Source organism: Paenibacillus sp. FSL R7-0652, from assembly GCF_038595045.1.
Classification (GTDB): Bacteria; Bacillota; Bacilli; order Paenibacillales; family Paenibacillaceae; genus Paenibacillus.
Map to the genome: position 1 here is coordinate 5,151,360 of NZ_CP152001.1, position 19,280 is coordinate 5,170,639.

15 protein-coding genes, 9 tRNA genes and 2 rRNA genes are annotated in these 19,280 nt (G+C 47.6%); 2 read left to right on the plus strand and 24 right to left on the minus strand.

Annotated features, from left to right (window positions below):
- Positions 1 to 39 precede the first annotated feature (39 nt).
- The 4 genes from MKY97_RS22530 to MKY97_RS22545 all read right to left on the minus strand — a co-directional run bounded on the left by MKY97_RS22530 (position 40) and on the right by MKY97_RS22545 (position 3,555).
- The gene (locus MKY97_RS22530; protein ID WP_342552492.1) at positions 40 to 999 is read right to left on the minus strand and encodes a cation diffusion facilitator family transporter; all 960 of its coding nucleotides are present in this window, start codon (positions 997 to 999) and stop codon (positions 40 to 42) included.
- A gap of 73 nt (positions 1,000 to 1,072) precedes the next feature.
- Positions 1,073 to 1,984, minus strand: a complete 912-nt coding sequence (gene secF, locus MKY97_RS22535) for a protein translocase subunit SecF (protein WP_342552493.1) — start codon at positions 1,982 to 1,984, stop codon at positions 1,073 to 1,075.
- Positions 1,974 to 3,224, minus strand: coding sequence for a protein translocase subunit SecD (gene secD / locus MKY97_RS22540; protein WP_342552494.1), 1,251 nt, complete (start codon positions 3,222 to 3,224; stop codon positions 1,974 to 1,976). Before secD ends, secF begins: the two co-directional genes overlap by 11 nt.
- Before the next feature lie 91 nt (positions 3,225 to 3,315).
- Positions 3,316 to 3,555 carry a post-transcriptional regulator gene (locus MKY97_RS22545; protein ID WP_145332921.1) on the minus strand — a complete coding sequence of 80 codons (240 nt, stop codon included), beginning with the start codon at positions 3,553 to 3,555 and terminating at the stop codon, positions 3,316 to 3,318.
- A gap of 250 nt (positions 3,556 to 3,805) precedes the next feature.
- Here MKY97_RS22545 and MKY97_RS22550 point away from each other — a divergent pair, with 250 nt between their 5' ends.
- On the plus strand, positions 3,806 to 5,443 hold the full coding sequence (locus MKY97_RS22550; protein WP_342552495.1) for a polysaccharide biosynthesis protein: 1,638 nt from the start codon (positions 3,806 to 3,808) through the stop codon (positions 5,441 to 5,443).
- Position 5,444: 1 nt separating this feature from the next.
- Here MKY97_RS22550 and MKY97_RS22555 read toward each other — a convergent pair whose 3' ends face one another.
- Entirely contained in the window at positions 5,445 to 6,197 is a 753-nt protein-coding gene (locus MKY97_RS22555; protein WP_342552496.1) for a DUF421 domain-containing protein, read from the minus strand.
- Positions 6,198 to 6,376: 179 nt separating this feature from the next.
- Here MKY97_RS22555 and MKY97_RS22560 point away from each other — a divergent pair, with 179 nt between their 5' ends.
- Positions 6,377 to 6,772 (plus strand): TIGR04086 family membrane protein, encoded by a 396-nt coding sequence (locus MKY97_RS22560; RefSeq protein WP_342552497.1) that lies wholly within the window; start codon positions 6,377 to 6,379, stop codon positions 6,770 to 6,772.
- Between the two features lie 90 nt (positions 6,773 to 6,862).
- Here the strand turns inward: MKY97_RS22560 and yajC are convergent, their stop codons facing one another.
- The 19 genes from yajC to MKY97_RS22655 form a co-directional block, all read right to left on the minus strand.
- Positions 6,863 to 7,174, minus strand: coding sequence for a preprotein translocase subunit YajC (gene yajC / locus MKY97_RS22565; protein ID WP_342552498.1), 312 nt, complete (start codon positions 7,172 to 7,174; stop codon positions 6,863 to 6,865).
- Positions 7,175 to 7,242: 68 nt separating this feature from the next.
- Positions 7,243 to 8,379: a tRNA guanosine(34) transglycosylase Tgt gene (gene tgt, locus MKY97_RS22570; protein WP_342552499.1), complete on the minus strand. Its 1,137-nt coding sequence runs from the start codon at positions 8,377 to 8,379 to the stop codon at positions 7,243 to 7,245.
- Positions 8,380 to 8,413: 34 nt separating this feature from the next.
- Entirely contained in the window at positions 8,414 to 9,442 is a 1,029-nt protein-coding gene (gene queA / locus MKY97_RS22575; protein WP_342552500.1) for a tRNA preQ1(34) S-adenosylmethionine ribosyltransferase-isomerase QueA, read from the minus strand.
- 7 nt (positions 9,443 to 9,449) lie between these two features.
- The gene (locus tag MKY97_RS22580) at positions 9,450 to 11,534 is read right to left on the minus strand and encodes a SpoIID/LytB domain-containing protein (protein ID WP_342552501.1); all 2,085 of its coding nucleotides are present in this window, start codon (positions 11,532 to 11,534) and stop codon (positions 9,450 to 9,452) included.
- A gap of 116 nt (positions 11,535 to 11,650) precedes the next feature.
- Positions 11,651 to 12,661, minus strand: a complete 1,011-nt coding sequence (ruvB, locus tag MKY97_RS22585; protein WP_342552502.1) for a Holliday junction branch migration DNA helicase RuvB — start codon at positions 12,659 to 12,661, stop codon at positions 11,651 to 11,653.
- Positions 12,662 to 12,717: 56 nt separating this feature from the next.
- Positions 12,718 to 13,332 (minus strand): Holliday junction branch migration protein RuvA, encoded by a 615-nt coding sequence (gene ruvA / locus MKY97_RS22590; RefSeq protein ID WP_342552503.1) that lies wholly within the window; start codon positions 13,330 to 13,332, stop codon positions 12,718 to 12,720.
- Positions 13,329 to 13,832: a crossover junction endodeoxyribonuclease RuvC gene (gene ruvC / locus MKY97_RS22595; RefSeq protein ID WP_342552504.1), complete on the minus strand. Its 504-nt coding sequence runs from the start codon at positions 13,830 to 13,832 to the stop codon at positions 13,329 to 13,331. The genes ruvA and ruvC overlap by 4 nt, the downstream gene beginning before the upstream one ends.
- A 295-nt stretch (positions 13,833 to 14,127) precedes the next feature.
- Positions 14,128 to 14,820, minus strand: coding sequence for a BofC C-terminal domain-containing protein (locus MKY97_RS22600; protein ID WP_342552505.1), 693 nt, complete (start codon positions 14,818 to 14,820; stop codon positions 14,128 to 14,130).
- A gap of 190 nt (positions 14,821 to 15,010) precedes the next feature.
- Positions 15,011 to 15,084 (minus strand) — tRNA-Pro (locus tag MKY97_RS22605).
- A gap of 7 nt (positions 15,085 to 15,091) precedes the next feature.
- Positions 15,092 to 15,170: transfer RNA gene (locus tag MKY97_RS22610), tRNA-Leu, on the minus strand.
- 15 nt (positions 15,171 to 15,185) lie between these two features.
- A tRNA-Arg gene (locus MKY97_RS22615) sits at positions 15,186 to 15,262 on the minus strand.
- Between the two features lie 6 nt (positions 15,263 to 15,268).
- Positions 15,269 to 15,343: transfer RNA gene (locus MKY97_RS22620), tRNA-Gly, on the minus strand.
- Positions 15,344 to 15,361: 18 nt separating this feature from the next.
- Positions 15,362 to 15,439, minus strand: a tRNA-Asp gene (locus MKY97_RS22625).
- Positions 15,440 to 15,465: 26 nt separating this feature from the next.
- Positions 15,466 to 15,539, minus strand: a tRNA-Met gene (locus tag MKY97_RS22630).
- Between the two features lie 18 nt (positions 15,540 to 15,557).
- Positions 15,558 to 15,633 (minus strand) — tRNA-Val (locus MKY97_RS22635).
- A 7-nt stretch (positions 15,634 to 15,640) separates the two neighbouring features.
- A tRNA-Glu gene (locus MKY97_RS22640) sits at positions 15,641 to 15,712 on the minus strand.
- 4 nt (positions 15,713 to 15,716) lie between these two features.
- A tRNA-Asn gene (locus tag MKY97_RS22645) sits at positions 15,717 to 15,792 on the minus strand.
- Positions 15,793 to 15,876: 84 nt separating this feature from the next.
- Positions 15,877 to 15,993: ribosomal RNA gene (gene rrf / locus MKY97_RS22650) — 5S ribosomal RNA — on the minus strand.
- A 96-nt stretch (positions 15,994 to 16,089) separates the two neighbouring features.
- A 23S ribosomal RNA gene (locus MKY97_RS22655) occupies positions 16,090 to 19,014 on the minus strand.
- Between the last annotated feature and the right edge of the window lie 266 nt (positions 19,015 to 19,280).

The following is a 19,280-nucleotide window of genomic DNA, read 5'->3' on the forward strand; positions in this document are numbered from 1 at the left end:
TAACGCTCCTTTCCTGACCTGCAAGATCCGCGCGCGCCATTACTGAATTAATGTCGCTTCATGATCGGGCAGTTCATGATTGGATTTATAAGGATATCCGGGATCATAAGGTACAGCCTGGATCTGAACTTCTTTGACATGACTGAAACGTGTTAATAACAAGGTCTTGGCCCGATTCGCGATTTCCTGCGCCTCCAGAATGGAGATTCTCGGATTCACACTAATAGTCAGTTCAATGGTAACATCATGTTCCTGTTCGCGAGCAACGAGATGTTCAATCGTGATAATGCCGTATACCCGCTGTACGGTTTCCTTGTAATCAGCGGCATCCTCCTGCTCCAGTTCTTGAATCAGGGAACCATACACCGTATCTACAATCATTCTGTACCCTTTATACAAGATAAAGCCAGAAGCGATGAGGGCAGCGGCGGGATCAAGATAGAGAAGCAGACCTAGACCCGTTTCTTCACCCGCCATGGCGCCAATGATGCCGATTAAAACGGTAAGCGAACAATACAGCGCACGCCGATGCTGCAGTGCATACGACATTGCTAGAGACTGATTTCGTTTACGGAAGTATCGGTACTGGAACTGAAATATGGCTTCTTTTACAGCCAGTGCCGCAACAGCGACCAAAAGTACAGACTTTCCTGGTGCAGCGAGTTCACCACTAGATAAACTACTTAACGCCGAGATTGCCAGCTGTAGGCCACCCATCAGAATAAGCACTGCTAACAGCACCGTCATACCGGGTTTCGCAGCCCGTGCATGTTCCTTGAGACGCTCCTTATGAACTTTACTTTTGGAATGTACAGACCTTGAGGGAAAAAGACCAACCAAGGAAGAGGCAGCTTCAGAAGCAGAGTACAAGCCATCGGCAAGCAAAGATTTGCTGTTTGCCATGTATCCTACTCCTGTTTTGATGACTGCAAGTGCCATGTTTCCGACGATCCCGCTCCATGCAGCCGCATGTGCAGACGGGCCAGGTGCTCTTGTCATGTTGATTCCCCCTTCATTCTGTACTTAACGCTGCAAAACCGCGCCTGGCAGACGCGGCTTTACATTCCGATGTTTAATTAGTTGTTTTCGCAGCTGCTGTTTTTGGTTTGCTAATTTGTTTGCCTTTGAGCACAAGCCAGAGCGGAGCAGCGATGAAGATTGAAGAATAGGCACCGAACAAAGTTCCGATTACCATGGCAAGTGAGAACATGCGAATGGACTCTCCCCCAAAAATAAACAAACAGATTGAAGCAGCAAATACCGTGAACGTTGTATTTAAGGAACGGGTCATGGTTTGAGCCAGACTGTGATTGACGACCTCACGCAAATCGGCTTTGCTTGTCTTTTTGGCAAAACGCAGATTTTCCCGAATTCGGTCAAAAATAACGATGGTATCGTTAATCGAGAAACCAACGATCGTCAGAACCGCTGTAATAAAGGTCAGATCCACTTCCAGACGGAAAATGGAGAATACACTGATAACAACAAATGCATCATGGAAGAGTGCAATAACGGCTGCAAGACCGAAGCGCCATTCAAAACGAATGGCCACATAGATCATAATCCCGATACTTGCGATAAGAACGGCATAAATCGCATTGCGCTCCAATTCCTTAGCCATCTCTGGATCTACTGTATTGACATCGTAGGAAGCAGTTGCATCCAGCTTGCTGAACTCTTGTTTGAATTTGCTTTCCTGTTTTTCGTCCAATACATTGGAGAAACGAACATTTACCCGATCTGCGCCTGGTGTGATGTGTACATCACCTTCATTGACACCCATATCCTTGATGATCGGATTAACTTGCTCTGTGCTGATAGCTTTGGATACCGTAATATCAACGTTGGAACCTGCACGGAAATCAACAGCGTAGTTCAATCCCAATGCGAGGATACTGACAATTCCCGTAACGGTAAGAATAATCGAGAAAATATAGGCAATCTTACTGCCTTTTACATAATCATAATTCCAATTAAAGCGCACGAATTTCACTCTCCTTCACTCCGAAGTACTTAGGCTTCTTGACTACGTTCCCCCGTACAAGCAGGGTCAACAAGAAGCGGGAGAAGAAAATATTCGTGATGATACTGGTCACAATGTCGAAAATCAGTACGAGTGCAAAACCTTTAACCGCACCGGTACCGAGGAAAAACATTACAGCCGCAGCAATAATCGTCGTAATATTAGAATCGATAATTGTACGGAATGAATGTTTGCTTCCCGCCTTGACGGACGACAAGATTGATTTGCCGCTGCGCATCTCTTCTTTAATCCGTTCATACGTAATGATGTTGGCATCCACCGCCATACCTATCCCTAGAATGAAAGCCGCAATACCTGGTAGGGTGAGCACGAATTCGCCCAAATAGAAAATCGCAAGCACTAACCACGTATGAGTAATCAGTGCAAAGCTCGCGATGATACCCGGTATGCGATACAGTCCAATCATGAAAATCAGGATGATAACAGAGCCAATCAAGCCTGCTTTGATCGTTTGATCCAGAGACAATTTACCGAGGGTTGCTCCTACGCTCTGGGAGTATTTCTCCGTAAGTTTCAATGGCAGTGCACCCAGGTTAATGGTATCACGGAGCTGATTTGCTTCTTCTCGCGTGTAAGAACCTGAGATTTGAGCAGATCCGTCGGTCAATTGCTGCCTAACTTCTGGTGCTGAAAGCAGCTGATCATCCAGATAAATAGCAAGGGGTTTATTGATCAAACGTTTGGTGATTTCAGAGAATTTCGCTTTATCCTTTACTTTAATGTCAATCATCGGCTCATTTAATTGAGTGAAGACAACCTTGGCCGCATTTTCGACAAACTCATTACCGCGAAGCTCAATTTTACTGAACTCCCCGTCTTTGTCACCCGGAGCTTTACTACGGAAAGTCAGAACCGCAGGTTCTTTCATTTTGGCTCTAACCTCCGCCTCATCCGTAACACCTGCCAATTTCAACCGGATGCGGTTACTTCCTTCCGTGGTTACTTCCGGCTCACTTGTTCCGAGTGCATTGGCACGGCTTTCGAGGCTTTTGGCAGTTTGCACCAAGGAGGCTTTGTTCACCTGCTGCCCTGAATCGAGCGGTTCTGCTTCATACAGGATTTCATAGCCTCCTTTTAAATCAAGGCCCAAGCGTATATTTTTGAGCAGTTCCGGGCTTGTACCCACCATAACCCCTGTGGTGACAAGCACGACCAGAATGAAACTGATAATTCTTTTCATGCCGTTCCTAGATCCCCTTTCGTTCTCAATATTCCTATTATAGCGATGCCGTAAAAAGCAGTCAATTTTCAACAAAAAAGATCCCTTTCGTCTAGAAAGAGGACCCCCGGTATGCAGACACGGTCATAAAGTTCATAAAGCTTGTTGCTTTCAGTGACAATATGTCGTTCACCAGTTGATGAAGCGGTGGAATACCCTGTTTTTCGTATTTATGACTGACGCAATTCCAAACATCTTTGCTGGTGACATATTCGTAACCGACAAGCCTTAATTCTTCTGCCTTGCTTCGGCAGAGTATCTCTATGGACTGTTCCAACTCCACATCATTCATTTCTTCCAAGCGGGGAGCCTCCCTTCGTGCTTACAAGCCTTTATGCGGCATCAGTACTACATCATTCGACCTTCCCCGATCATATTCCTTCTTGCTGGATATGGTTCTTTTTGTTAATCGTGTCCAAGTTGTCATGAGATGATGAAAGGCCAGCATAGGATGAAGTACAACGGCTTTGTCCCATTAATGAGGATAACCAGTACTTTCAATGAGGATAACCTGTACCTTCAACCGGGAAAGAGGGGTAGTTTTGAAGAAACAGACATTTATTCAGGGGGCCATGATTCTGCTCGCGGCAGGCATTATCAACCGTATTCTTGGCTTCATTCCGCGTATCGCACTGCCTCGAGTGATCGGCGCAGAAGGTGTTGGCATCTATCAGCTGAGCTATCCCTTTTTCATCGTGCTGGTGACGCTGATTACCGGAGGGATTCCGTTAGCCGTAGCCAAACTTGTTGCGGAAGCCGAAACGGGTGCCAATCGTTATTCGCCCCAGCGTATTTTACAGATAAGCCTCAGTTTCACACTCACTCTCGGTGTCGTTTTTATGTTTCTTTGCATTCTGTTTGCCCCTTGGATCACTCAGTATGTTCTCACCGATGAACGGGTATATCATACGTTTGTCAGCATGAGTCCTATGATTGCTATCATCGCTGTTTCCGCTGTATACAGAGGTTATTTCCAAGGCAGGCAGAACATGATGCCAACAGCGATTTCGTCTATTACAGAAACGATTATCCGCATCATTTGTGTGATCTGGTTTGCCTGGCTGCTGCTTCCTAAAGGAATTGAACATGCGGCGGCCGGCGCAATGCTGGGGGCAATGGTCGGGGAGCTGGGTGGAATGCTGATTCTACTGTGGAATTATACAAAATCAAAAAAAGAGCTGCCCCTTTCTATAAAAATAGAACAGGAGCCCTCTCCTTCATCCAAGTCAGTGGAACCAGAATCCAGTTTGTTAACAGAAGCAGGGCTGTCTGAGGGGAAGAGTCATGCCCAAAGAGGATTAATCCGCCGTTTGCTGGCTATATCTGTGCCTGTTACAGCAGGTCGTCTTGTTGGCTCTCTATCCTACCTCGCTGAGACAATCGTAACAGCCCAGAGTCTTGCCATTGCCGGTATCGCCAAAGGGCTCGCTACAGCTCAATATGGTGCATTACAGGGGATGGTCATCCCGTTACTGCTGCTTCCTGGTGCGCTGACCTCATCTCTTGCGACATCACTCGTCCCGTCTTTATCTGAAGCAGCTGCCCGGGGTGACCGTGCGCTCATTCATAAAAGAATGCATCAGGCCCTGCGGCTTGCTCTGGTCACTGGTGCACCTTTTTCTGTATTTATGTATGTGCTTGCCGAACCGATGTGTCTGCTGCTCTATGATGATGCATCGATTGGAAGCATGCTGAAGCTGATGGCTCCTTTTGCTTTGTTTATCTATATTCAAGCCCCGCTGCAGGCAGCGCTGCAGGCACTTGATCGTCCAGGTAAAGCTTTGCTGAATACATTTATTGGCGCTGTCATCAAAATTTCTTTAATTCTGATGCTGGCTTCGCAGCCCGAATATGGTATTTTTGGTGCTGTCATTGCCATCTGTATCAATTCCATGATTGTGACCTTATTACATGCGCGAAGTGTACGTCAGCTGTTAAACTTCCGATTTAAGTTGATGGATTGGGTCAAAACAGGAGCCGGCATGTTCATTATGGGTGCAGCGACCCTTCTCGTCTACGAGCACACAGCTGCCCTGCTTCCATTTTGGCTGCGAATGATCCTAGCCCCAGCGACAGGTTTACTCGTTTATTTTCTCATTATGGGCATCACCAAAATGATTGACTTTCATGATTTATCCCGTGCTCCGCTCATTGGTTCATGGTTTAAACGCCGCAAGTAATTTACTTTTTGTCCTCGCGAGGGCTGATATATAACTTGCCATTGTGGTCAATTGAGCAAATAAACACATCTTTGAAATCCATGATGCCTTTTTGCTGAATTTGATTTTTTAACCAGAAACGTGTTTTCTCAATCATTTCCAGATTCTCATCCTGCACTTTCCCATCCATAATTAGCGGTACAGGCAGGCCCTCATATTTGATGTCGGGGAAACCTTTCAAGTGAATATGATTTTTTTTGCGGGAAGATGAGCTGCTGAAACCTGAACCTGACTCGGAGGAACTGCCTTCGGAACTTTGATCTTTTGGAAAAACGGTTAATTTGCCCGTCGTCTCCAGAAGCGCAAAATCTACATCACCTATGCTGTCTATGTTCTGTTCACGCAGCTGGAGGAGCAGATCATCCAGATTATAACGCTGTTTCCGCATTTCATCCCGATGAAGTTTACCTTTAGAGATTAACACCGTAGGTTTCCCATCAATCATCAAGCGAAGCTTTCTACTTTTCAAGCCAACATAGGCCATCCCAATCTGCATAACAATGACCGTCAGCATCGGAGCTATACCATGAGAGAGCGGTTTTTTAATATCCTCAATGACAAAAGCAGCCATTTCAGCGAGCATAATCGACACGACCAGATCAAACATGGACAGCTTGCCGATCTCACGTTTGCCCATAACACGAATCGCACAATAGACCAGAAAATACATGAGTACGGTTCGGTAAACATGGGGGCCGATATCCGTGAAATTCATAACAGGGACCTCCTTCGAATTTCAGCATTTGGGGATATTTGAAGTGCAATCCCTATTTTGACCTGAACCTGAAATGCTCATGCAGAAATAATCCGTTCATTTAATGGAAATCAGTTCATAAGTGAGAAGGCTTGACCATACACTGTAATAATTTCAAACTTGTACAAGGGGGTTGCTTCATGCAATTGATTCGCCGCTTGTTCTCATTTCGGATGTCCAATCCGATTCTGTCTGGTCTCTGCCATGCTTTTGTCTGGATGTTTATTGGAGCGTTAGTTCTTTCATTCTTCTTGTGGATGAGCGGCTTACGGGAACAGGAGCTATCTACCTATACCTATGTCGTTCATGGTTTGTCACTGCTCATTGGCGGTTTCATTGCAGGGAAACGGTCTGGTGAGAAGGGATGGTATTACGGCGGAGTTACAGGCATCGTTTATGGGCTCCTCGTGCTTCTTATTGGATTTCTGGCCCTTGACGCTTCTTTTAACTGGAAGGACAGCTTACAGCTGCTTTGTGCCTTTCTGCTCTCAGCTCTAGGCGGTATCTTTGGTGTCAATACACAGCGTTCCTCGTGATCAACTCCCATAAAAAAAGAGAACCGGATCTGCTTAGATCCGATTCTCTGTTCGGGAATATGCGGGTGCATATTCTCAATATATATTCGATTATTCAGCCGTTTCACGACTTACAGCACTGCTGATTGCATTACGATCAAACGTAAGCTTGGTAACATCGTTTACACGCAGTACCACGATGTCCTCCGTAATTTCAGCAATCGTACCGTGAAGACCACCGATCGTAACAATTTTGTCGCCTTTTTTCAGCTGACCCAGCATCGCATTACGAGCCTTTTGTTTTTTGTTCTGTGGACGAATCATCAGGAAGTAGAAAATGGCGACCATCAGTACCAAAGGTACGATCAACGAAAAAATTCCACCACCAGGATTTGCAGCTTGAGCAGTCATAGCTTGAAACATCAAAACTCCCCCTTATCGACTATACATACAGATATTGCTTGTTGCATCGGTTCCGCAAAAACCTTTAATCAGAAACCTTTGTCATTATCATGCAGACCATATTGATCGAAAAATTCATCCCGGAAATCAAGCAAACGATCTTCCATTATGGCTTTGCGCACATTGCGCATTAAGTTCTGTAGGAAATGAAGATTATGGATCGTTGTCAGACGCAAGCCAAATGTTTCATCTGCTTTGATCAGATGGCGCAGATAAGCTCTGGAATAGTTGCGGCAAGTGTAGCAGTCACATTCCGGGTCAAGCGGCCCAAAATCGGTTGCAAACTTGGCATTGCGAACGACCAGACGTCCTTGGCTTGTCATCGTTGTTCCGTTACGGGCAATTCGGGTCGGCAGCACGCAGTCAAACATGTCCACTCCACGAATCGATCCCTCAATCAATGCATCGGGTGAACCTACCCCCATCAAATAGCGCGGTTTATTGGAAGGCAGCAAAGGCACTGTATAGTCCAATACACCATACATCAAATGTTTCGGTTCTCCAACACTCAGTCCACCAATAGCATACCCCGGGAAATCCATGGAAGTCAAATCAGCCGCGCTTTGACGACGAAGGTCCTCATGCATGCCTCCCTGTACGATGGCGAACAAACCTTGATCATGCGGACGAGCATGACTTTCAAGACAGCGCTCTGCCCAGCGGCTCGTTCTTTCAAGCGACTTCTTAACGTATTCATATTCAGCTGGATATGGAGGACATTCATCAAAAGCCATCATGATATCCGATCCCAGTGCGTTCTGAATTTCCATGGCTACTTCCGGGGAAAGAAACTTTTTGTCTCCGTTCAGATGGGAACGGAAGTGTACGCCTTCTTCCGTAATCTTACGCATCTCACTGAGGGAAAACACTTGAAATCCACCACTATCTGTCAGAATCGGTCGATCCCAGTTCATAAATTTGTGCAGCCCACCAGCCTGACGAATAATTTCATGTCCGGGCCTTAGGAACAAGTGATAGGTATTGCTCAGAATAATCTGAGCATCCATTTCTTTCAACTCTTCAGGACTCATCGTTTTTACCGTTGCCTGCGTACCTACCGGCATGAAGGTTGGTGTCTCAATAACTCCATGAGGTGTATGTACCCGTCCCAGACGCGCACCGGATTGTTTACACGTTTTGATATGTTCGTACGTAATTGCTGCCATTGGTTATAATCATCCTCTAAAAGTTAATCGTTTATTAATAAATCAGCATCGCATCCCCAAAACTGAAGAAACGGTATTTCTCTTTGATCGCTTCCTCATAGGCGCGCATAATATGTTCTCGCCCTGCAAGTGCACTAACAAGCATCACTAGTGTGGATTTTGGCAGGTGAAAGTTGGTAAGCATTCCGTCAATGACTTTGAAGGAGTATCCGGGATAGATAAAAATACTCGTCCAGCCGCTGCTTTCCTGCAGTATGCCATCTTCAAACTTACTTCCCACTGTCTCCAGCGTTCTGCAGCTGGTGGTACCTACCGCAAAAACTTTATTACCTCGCTCTTTGGTCTGGTTAATCAAATCAGCTGTTTCCTGAGACAAAGAATAGTATTCTTCATGCATTACATGATCCTCCACCACATCCACGGACATCGGTCTGAAAGTGCCTAAGCCAACATGGAGAGTAATGAAGCCGACATGCACACCTTTAGCTCGAATCTGATCAAGCAGCTCATCGGTAAAGTGCAGACCTGCGGTCGGTGCAGCGGCTGAGCCTTCATGTTTGGCATATACCGTCTGATAACGCTCCCGATCGTCCAGCGTTTCTTTGATATAAGGCGGCAGCGGCATTTCTCCCAATCGATCCAGAATCTCCTGGAAGATTCCGCTGTACTCAAATGTTAATGTACGTGCCCCCATTTCGCCAACTTCATTAATGACGGCCTTTAACTCATCGCTGAACACAATCACAGAACCAGCCCGCAGTTTTTTACCCGGCTTGACCAGCGCCTCCCATTTGTCACCTTCTAGGTTTTTAAGCAGCAGCACCTCGGCTTTCGCTCCCGTGTCCTCTTTTGTACCAAAAAGGCGGGCAGGCAGTACACGTGTATCATTTAAGATCAGCGTATCCCCAGGCTCCAGAACATTAATAATATGAGGAAAGTGGTGATGACCAATCTCACCTGTCTCTTTGTTCAACGTAAGCAGACGAGACGCTGTGCGGTCCAGCAGCGGCGTCTGTGCAATCAATTCTTCAGGCAGTTCAAAATCATATAAGTTCACATTCATGTTCATTTCATTCCTTAACAATAGTGGCATTCTGATAATAGTGTTTCAATATTGTCTGGTAATCATACCCTTCATCCGCCATACCCTTGGCTCCCCATTGAGATAAACCAAGTCCATGACCGTTACCCTGACCAATAAACATAAAAGTCTGACCTTGTGTAACGGCTCTGGCCTGTCCATCCGCACTCATCACAACCAGTGCATTACTGGAAGAGCTTCCTGTGCCTGAAGCAGATAAAACAGGAGCACCCTGCGATCCGGTTTTGCTGACTTTTTTGCCGTCAGCGCCTAATACAGTATAACTTCCGGTCCCCGCAATATCAAATAAAGTGCTCGGCAATCCCCCTAAGGCAGAACGGTACGTATCTCCGTATTTGACCGTCAACGGCTGCCCATTGGCTGTCACTTCAAGGGCCCGTCCTGAAGGCCCCCTTTTGGTTACTTCCAGTGTTGAGATGGAGGAAGGAACGGCATTTGTCGTTTTGCCCTGCAGCGTTTTGACCAACTGTGCCGAAGTAAATGGCCCTCTCACCCAAGCGTAATCATTGGACTGAGCGACTTTTGCCAGTACAACAACTTCAGTGCCCGGATTGATTTTCGCAACCGGCTCTACATTGGATTGAATTAGCGGTATGGGTCTTACATTTGTATTTTGAGCTGTAACCGTCACTTTGGAAAGGCCCGCCTCTGTTTTTGTTGTTACTTCTTTTACGTTGTCCTCACGAATATATCCGCTCACACCTGTATTCAGCAGAACGTGGTACCATGTATGGAGTCCGGCCTGCGCAGACTGATCCCCACGACTGTCTACATTGGTAAACAGACCGTTTCCACTGTTCCATACTTCAGAAGGATGAGCAGTCTGTCCTCCCGCATTGGAAGAAAATACGGCTTCTACAATTTTGCCGCCGCTTTTGATCACTTCTCCTGCAGTCGCATTTACTGCACTCGTTACTTTGTCATTCTCCGAATTCATTCCGTTGTAAGCCTGACTCAGTGTTGTATCGACCACATTGGCAATCTTGAATCGTTCCCCCTGCTGAAGCGCATAGGAACGTGCTGCTACCGCCTGTACCTTAAGTGCTTCTGCTGGCCAGGAAGAATAGACTTCTGCACCGACAACCGAGTACAGGTACTTTTCCAGCGGCACAACATTTACTAGAGCCAAGTCCCCATTTACGATGCTGACCTCCATATCTCCGCGGTATATCCGTTGAGATCGCTCCACAACTTTTATACCGCTGCCTGTCCCCTGTACGAGTACTTTGGCATCACTGCCTGCAATAGTATAGTGTGGAGCCGTTTTGAGAGCATCCAGACTCAATCCTGCATCCTGTCGGATAATCAGACCTGCACTGTTTCCTACAGGGGAGAGACTGATCCCGGCTGCGCTTGCTTCGACCTGCTGCTTTAATGAGTCCAACTCCGCCGCGGATGAGGCCTCGCCAACCCATACTGTATATCCTTGACTGCTTCCATTCAGCAGAAGCACAGGATATGCAGTGAATCCTGCCGAAAGCAGATTTGCCTGTACAGCTTCTGCCTCCTGAAGTGAACTGTACGTGCCTGTCGACAAACGTTCGCTTCCTGTTACAACAGGCTGCTGTCCTGCCAATTGTGCTGCGGCTGTTTTCTGAACACGTGTCACAGCTTGTGCGGCAAGTGCAGCTGTCCCGTAATTACCTGTATACAGCTGATAAAGCGTCTTGCCATTAAACGATGCGGTGTACAGCAAAGGTTTATCAGCTGAAGCCTGCAGCAATTTTGCGGCTGCTGCGGCTGTTTTAAAATCAGCCGTTTCTAACACTTTTACTCGAAATCCATCCGCACTAAATCTGGCCTGTCCGGAAGGAAGTGAAGCATTCGCAGCGCCCCCCGACTGAAGGCTCCATTCTCCGGCCGATTCAAGTGTAATAATAGGAGTCGTTGATTTATATGTGCTCCCTAAATTGGCAAACAAGGCTACTCTGATTAATTGTCCATCATTACCAGCCGCATAAGCAGGCACCTGCAAACATCCCGCTGTTAATAGAGCAGCCGCCAGTACCTTCAATCGACGACTCCACTTTTTCGTTCGTATTGCTTTTCCCACAATCAGACTCCTCTCCACGTATGTCTTTCGTTTATATCGGTCAGATTCTATAGAGAATTCACTTCATTTGATGATAACTCCCTCGATTCACTTCCATAACCAAAGAAGGTAAGGCGCTATTTGCCGTCTCTTGGCGGAACGGGCAGACCAAGATGGTGATATGCCAGATCTGTTACCACCCGACCTCTCGGTGTACGCTGAATCATACCGATCTGCAGCAGATAGGGTTCATAAACATCCTCAATTGTCTGTGACTCCTCCCCAATCGTAGCCGCAATGGTATCCAGTCCAACCGGCCCTCCACGAAAACTGTTAATCATGGATTTAAGCATCTTGTGGTCGATTTCGTCCAATCCGCGCGGATCAATCTGAAGACGCTGCAGTGCTTCTTCTGCCAGAGCTTGTGTAATAATGCCATCACCGCGCACCTGTGCAAAATCACGCACCCGTTTTAGCAATCGGTTGGCAATCCGTGGTGTCCCGCGCGAACGCAGGGCAATCTCTTCTGCAGCATCGCCTACAATCTCGACACCCAAAATTTCTGTCGAGCGTGAAACGATGTATGCCAGCTCATCAACGGTATAGAACTCCAGACGGCTGATTACACCAAACCTGTCCCGAAGGGGGGCGGATAGAAGTCCAGCACGCGTCGTAGCCCCAATCAATGTAAATGGGGGCAGATCCAAACGAACGGAACGTGCACTCGGCCCCTTGCCAATCATAATATCCAGAGCAGAATCTTCCATAGCCGGGTACATGACCTCTTCAACAGTACGGTGAAGTCGATGAATCTCGTCAATAAACAAGACATCCCCCTCCTGCAGATTGGTCAGCAGAGCCGCAAGATCACCTGGACGCTCGATCGCAGGACCTGAAGTTGTTCTCAGATTAACACCAAGTTCGTTTGCTATAATATTAGCGAGAGTCGTTTTTCCAAGTCCCGGCGGACCATATAAAAGCACATGATCCAGTGCTTCATTTCGTAACTTGGCAGCTTCGATATATATTTTAAGATTTTCCTTGACCTGATTCTGCCCGATGTATTCATTTAAATACCGGGGACGGAGGCTGAGTTCAACGTTCTGATCCTCCATCATCAGGTTAGCGGATATAATCCGTTCATCCATGTCTATCCCTACCTTTTCTTGCAGGCTGCACCTCTAGTATACTATGAAACCTGAACTTATCCCGTAAACAACATCTGCAGTGCCCGCTTCATCAGGACATCAACTGAATCTGCAGTCGTTACGTCTTTTTTCAACTTGAGCCATACTTTATCCAATTCACTATCCGTATATCCAAGCGCCTTCAAGCCCTCACGTGCTTCATCCCACGCAGACCCGCTTCCCTTCTCTTCCGATGGGGGTGCAAACAGCCCCGTTTCATACGCTGCCGTTCCAAAGCCGTCCAATTTGTCTTTCAGATCAAGGATCATACGCTGTGCTGTTTTTTTGCCGATGCCCGGCAGTTTCGTCAAGAATGTCAGATTCTCCTGATAGATCGCCGTAACCACGTGATCTGGTGTACCTCCAGCAAGAATACCTAATGCCACCTTTGGCCCAATTCCCGACACTTCAATCAATTTGCGGAACAGACGCTGTTCTTCTCTCGTCACAAATCCAAACAAAAACATTGCATCTTCACGCACATGGTGATGAGTGTATACAATAATTTCGCCTTCCTGCTTGGCAAACGCATAAGGGTTAGGACAGAATACGCGGTAACCTACGCCATGAACGTCCAGCACAATATAATCACTCTCGACATGTATAAACTGTCCTCTTAGAAAATCGATCATTTTCGCAATACCTCATTCAATTTGGAATTTAATGTATATGAGTGTGCATGGCAAACGGCAACAGCCAGCGCATCTGCAACGTCATCCGGTTTAGGCACAACCTGCAGGCGAAGAAACATTTTGACCATCTCCTGCACTTGTTTCTTCTCCGCCTTGCCGTAACCCACAATCGCCTGTTTGATCTGCATCGGAGTATACTCTGCAATCGGCAAACCTTTCTGAGCAGCAGCAAGGATCATGACCCCTCTGGCCTGACTGACAGACATTGCTGTAGTTACATTACGGTTAAAAAAGAGCTTCTCCAGTGCTACTGCATCGGGTTTATATTTATCGATCAGCTGCACCATCCCCTCATAAACGTGAAGAAGCCGTTCCTCATCAGGAGTATGAGCCTCCGTCTGAATACATCCATATTGTACGGGTACTACTTTGTTCCCGATTTTGTCCACAAAGCCAAACCCAACAATCGCAATCCCCGGGTCAATTCCCAAAAAACGCAAAACCATCTCTCCCTTACAAAAGCGAACATATGTATCGTTCATTTCATTATAACATTAGATACGCCTTGCGGCAGGAAAAACTTTGTCTATGCTAAAGCTTGCTTTATTTCGAGCGTATTCTTTCTTCATGTCACTTATATCCTTGATGCCTTTTCTAAAAACGACAAAAAGGACATCCTCTTGATGTCCTTAGTTGAAAGGCATGAGTCAAAATTCTTACTTATACGGCCTAGCCTTTTTTTAGCATATCCTTTACCTTTACGATTCAATTCTTAAAAATTTCCTGTTTCACCAATTATCCGCCATTACGAAGCAATCGGTGTGTTTCATCCACTGCAAAATCACTAAATGTCGAGATTACACTATCATACTCATCTTTATCCTGTATGCGAATGCCTTCCTGCAATTGCTCTAACACCCCTTCGGGCAGTGAACTTTCCAGCGTACCTACATCGAGTTGAAAAAACGTGCGAATGACGTTCTCTTCAGCAGGTTTGCCCTCATACAGTTTAAGATTACCAGCAGCATCAATGCTGATATATGCTTCTTGTTTACATATCGGTGAAAGGTCCTCAACCCTCTGATTCAGCTGCATCGTATCCGAAGAAGTAATCTTCGCTTCCCACTCCGGATGCTGAGCAAGCAGTATTTTAAGCCGCGGAATATCCATTCTCCCCAACTGTTCCGTCTCTACACCGCAAATATATTCCGTTTGTAAAACAACACGTATCAGCTGCTCTTTGTCAGCTTTAAGCTGTGTGACAAGACGCTGAATCTCTTGATCCGACCGTGTATCCTTTTTAACTGTACCCATAACGCTTACAGCCTCACCAAAATTAGTCGTTAATAACCGCTCAACTGCTGCAGATATAGATAAACCACGATATGCTAGTATCATAACTGCGCATACCGCTGCAGTCATCCAAAATGTCCGTTTCCAGCGCCGCCATCGTTTCTTTAATTGTTTTCTGAAGCTGAACCTGTTCACATAAACCCCTTCAATCACTTTTTTAAAGCTATTGTGACCTAATGGATGAAATTTTATGCATAACCAAGCCTGCTTGAAAAGGATAAAAGCCTTACTCGGTGAGCATTTATCCTTTTCTGGAACCTTATATGTATAATTTATTATTTTAAAAAGTAAAAAGCACTATCTGATTAGATAGTGCTTTCTTGAATCGGGATGACACGATTTGAACATGCGACCCCCTGGTCCCAAACCAGGTGCTCTACCAAGCTGAGCTACATCCCGTTATATATACCGGCGAGAGGACTCGAACCTCCACGGTTTCCCACTCGATTTTGAGTCGAGCGCGTCTGCCATTCCGCCACGCCGGCAAACTATGAAAATAATGGCGCGCCCTGAGAGATTCGAACTCCCGGCCTTTTGATTCGTAGTCAAACGCTCTATCCAGCTGAGCTAAGGGCGCAAATATTGGAGCGGAAGACGGGAATCGAACCCGCGACCCTCGCCTTGGCAAGGCGATGCTCTACCGCTGAGCCACTTCCGCATGAAAAAAAGTATAAAATGGCGGAACCGACGGGATTCGAACCCGCGATCTCCTGCGTGACAGGCAGGCATGTTAGGCCAACTACACCACGGTTCCAAATCACTCTCGATTAGAAAGTTAAATTGCGGGGGCAGGATTTGAACCTGCGGCCTTCGGGTTATGAGCCCGACGAGCTACCGGGCTGCTCCACCCCGCGTCATTGATAAAAGATATATGGTGGAGGCTGAGGGGATCGAACCCCCGACCCTCTGCTTGTAAGGCAGATGCTCTCCCAGCTGAGCTAAGCCTCCACATATATGACCCGTAGGGGATTCGAACCCCTGTTACCTCCGTGAAAGGGAGGTGTCTTAACCCCTTGACCAACGGGCCTTAATGGCTCCCCGAACAGGACTCGAACCTGTGACAACTCGATTAACAGTCGAGTGCTCTACCAACTGAGCTATCAGGGAATAATATGCATCTGCTGAACAAATGCAATTCATCGTACAACGTCCACATGCATAACCTGTTTTCTATGTATGATGAAAGAGTTCGCTTGGCGGCGTCCTACTCTCCCAGGACCCTGCGGTCCAAGTACCATCGGCGCTAGAGGGCTTAACGGTCGTGTTCGGGATGGGTACGTGTGGAACCCCTCCGCCATCGCCACCAAACGCGATTGGTCGAAGCATAGCTTCTTCCATTCATCAGAGTTATTGTTCTCTGAAAACTAGATTCGAAACGAAACCTACACGACTCAAAACCTGCTATTGGATAAGCCCTCGACCGATTAGTACTGGTCAGCTCCATGCATTGCTGCACTTCCACCCCCAGCCTATCTACCTCGTCGTCTTCAAGGGGTCTTACATACTGGGAAATCTCATCTTGAGGGGGGCTTCACGCTTAGATGCTTTCAGCGCTTATCCCGTCCGTACATAGCTACCCAGCGGTGCTCCTGGCGGAACAACTGGTACACCAGCGGTACGTCCATCCCGGTCCTCTCGTACTAAGGACAGCTCCTCTCAAATTTCCTACGCCCACGACAGATAGGGACCGAACTGTCTCACGACGTTCTGAACCCAGCTCGCGTACCGCTTTAATGGGCGAACAGCCCAACCCTTGGGACCTACTTCAGCCCCAGGATGCGATGAGCCGACATCGAGGTGCCAAACCTCCCCGTCGATGTGGACTCTTGGGGGAGATAAGCCTGTTATCCCCAGGGTAGCTTTTATCCGTTGAGCGATGGCCCTTCCATGCGGTACCACCGGATCACTAAGCCCGACTTTCGTCCCTGCTCGACTTGTAGGTCTCGCAGTCAAGCTCCCTTATGCCTTTGCACTCTTCGAATGATTTCCAACCATTCTGAGGGAACCTTTGGGCGCCTCCGTTACTCTTTAGGAGGCGACCGCCCCAGTCAAACTGCCCACCTGACACTGTCCCCGTACCCGCTAAGGGCACCAGGTTAGAACCTAGATACGATCAGGGTGGTATCCCAACGGTGCCTCCACACAAGCTGGCGCTCATGCTTCAAAGGCTCCCACCTATCCTGTACAGATCGTACCCAAATTCAATATCAAGCTGCAGTAAAGCTCCATGGGGTCTTTCCGTCTTGTCGCGGGTAACCTGCATCTTCACAGGTATTAAAATTTCACCGGATCTCTCGTTGAGACAGCGCCCAAGTCGTTACGCCATTCGTGCGGGTCAGAATTTACCTGACAAGGAATTTCGCTACCTTAGGACCGTTATAGTTACGGCCGCCGTTTACTGGGGCTTCGGTTCACAGCTTCGGATTGCTCCTAACCACTCCCCTTAACCTTCCAGCACCGGGCAGGCGTCAGCCCGTATACTTCGCCTTACGGCTTCGCACAGACCTGTGTTTTTGCTAAACAGTCGCTTGGGCCTTTTCACTGCGGCCCCCTCGTGCTATTCACACTACCGGGGCACCCCTTCTCCCGAAGTTACGGGGTCATTTTGCCGAGTTCCTTAACGAGAGTTCTTCCGCGCGCCTTAGAATTCTCTTCTCGCCTACCTGTGTCGGTTTGCGGTACGGGCACCTTCATCTGGCTAGAGGCTTTTCTTGGCAGTGTGAGATCATGACCTTCGCTACTGTAATTTTCACTCCCCATCACAGCTCAGCCTTACGATGTGCGGATTTGCCTACACATCAGCCTCACTGCTTGGACAGGCATCCATCAGCCTGCGTCACTACCCTACTGCGTCCCCCCATCGCTCGTAACGATTTACGGTGGTACAGGAATTTCGACCTGTTGTCCTTCGACTACGCCTTTCGGCCTCGCCTTAGGTCCCGACTTACCCTGAGCGGACGAGCCTTCCTCAGGAACCCTTAGGCTTTCGGCGGATCAGATTCTCACTGATCTTTTCGTTACTCATACCGGCATTCTCACTTGTATAATGTCCAGCGCTCCTTACGGTACACCTTCAACCCTTATACAACGCTCCCCTACCCCTGATGCAAGCATCAAGCCATAGCTTCGGTGGTGTGTTTAGCCCCGTTACATTTTCGGCGCAGAGTCACTCGACCAGTGAGCTATTACGCACTCTTTCAATGATGGCTGCTTCTAAGCCAACATCCTGGTTGTCTGTGCAACTCCACATCCTTTCCCACTTAACACACACTTGGGGACCTTAGCTGATGGTCTGGGCTGTTTCCCTTTTGACAATGGATCTTAGCACTCACTGTCTGACTCCCGGAAGTAAGTCTATGGCATTCGGAGTTTGACTGAGCTTGGTAACCCTTGCGGGCCCCGCACCCAATCAGTGCTCTACCTCCACGACTCTGTTTTCCGAGGCTAGCCCTAAAGCTATTTCGGGGAGAACCAGCTATCTCCGAGTTCGATTGGAATTTCTCCGCTACCCCCACCTCATCCCCGCACTTTTCAACGTGCGTGGGTTCGGGCCTCCAGTGCGTGTTACCGCACCTTCACCCTGGACAGGGGTAGATCACCCGGTTTCGGGTCTACGTCCACGTACTATGTCGCCCTATTCAGACTCGCTTTCGCTGCGGCTCCGGCTCTTCACCTTAACCTTGCACGGGAACGTAACTCGCCGGTTCATTCTACAAAAGGCACGCCATCACCCCTAAAACGGGCTCTGACTTTTTGTAAGCACACGGTTTCAGGTTCTATTTCACTCCCCTTCCGGGGTGCTTTTCACCTTTCCCTCACGGTACTGCTTCACTATCGGTCGCTAGGAAGTATTTAGCCTTGGCAGATGGTCCTGCCGGATTCATACGGGGTTTCACGTGCCCCGCACTACTCGGGATCCGTCTCGGAGGGAACAGACTTTCAATTACAGGGCTTTTACCTTCTTTGGCGGGCCTTTCCAGACCTCTTCGCTTAACCGGTTCCTTTGTAACTCCATGTGAGACGTCCCACAACCCCAAAGAGCAAGCTCTCTGGTTTGGGCTTCTCCGCGTTCGCTCGCCGCTACTGACGGAATCACTATTGTTTTCTCTTCCTCAGGGTACTTAGATGTTTCAGTTCCCCTGGTATGCCTCTGCACAACCTATGTATTCAGTTGTGAGTAACTGGATATTACCCCAGCTGGGTTTCCCCATTCGGACATCCCCGGATCAAAGCTTGCTTACAGCTCCCCGAGGCAGTATCGTTGTTCGCCACGTCCTTCATCGGCTCCTAGCGCCTAGGCATCCTCCGTGTGCTCTTAGCAGCTTAACCAGATTGCTCCGGTTTCGTTTGCTTGCTCCCCTTGTTTTGCTTACGCAAAGCCAAAAGTCGCTCCCATCCGATACCATCGCAATTGCATTTAACTACCGTTTTTATTGAAACTTGTTTAACACAAGTTCAGCTAAAAAGGAATGTTCTAATTCGCGTTTGTTTCGTTTCGATATCTAGTTTTCAAAGAACAAATCGGTTTCTTCGGACCGTTCACCATAAGTGTCCGTCGAAAAAACGAGATGATTGAGAGTTTGAGCTCTCAAAAC

Bases quoted from the DNA above. Each gene is read 5' to 3' on its own strand.
- secD (WP_342552494.1), bottom strand. From the start codon at position 3,224: ATGAAAAGAATTATCAGTTTCATTCTGGTCGTGCTTGTCACCACAGGG.
- queA (WP_342552500.1), bottom strand. From the start codon at position 9,442: ATGAATGTGAACTTATATGATTTTGAACTGCCTGAAGAATTGATTGCA.
- MKY97_RS22545 (WP_145332921.1), bottom strand. From the start codon at position 3,555: ATGAATGATGTGGAGTTGGAACAGTCCATAGAGATACTCTGCCGAAGC.
- tgt (WP_342552499.1), bottom strand. From the start codon at position 8,379: ATGGCAGCAATTACGTACGAACATATCAAAACGTGTAAACAATCCGGT.
- MKY97_RS22555 (WP_342552496.1), bottom strand. From the start codon at position 6,197: ATGAATTTCACGGATATCGGCCCCCATGTTTACCGAACCGTACTCATG.
- ruvA (WP_342552503.1), bottom strand. From the start codon at position 13,332: ATGATCGATTTTCTAAGAGGACAGTTTATACATGTCGAGAGTGATTAT.
- MKY97_RS22560 (WP_342552497.1), top strand. From the start codon at position 6,377: ATGCAATTGATTCGCCGCTTGTTCTCATTTCGGATGTCCAATCCGATT.
- yajC (WP_342552498.1), bottom strand. From the start codon at position 7,174: ATGTTTCAAGCTATGACTGCTCAAGCTGCAAATCCTGGTGGTGGAATT.
- MKY97_RS22530 (WP_342552492.1), bottom strand. From the start codon at position 999: ATGACAAGAGCACCTGGCCCGTCTGCACATGCGGCTGCATGGAGCGGG.
- ruvB (WP_342552502.1), bottom strand. From the start codon at position 12,661: ATGGATGAACGGATTATATCCGCTAACCTGATGATGGAGGATCAGAAC.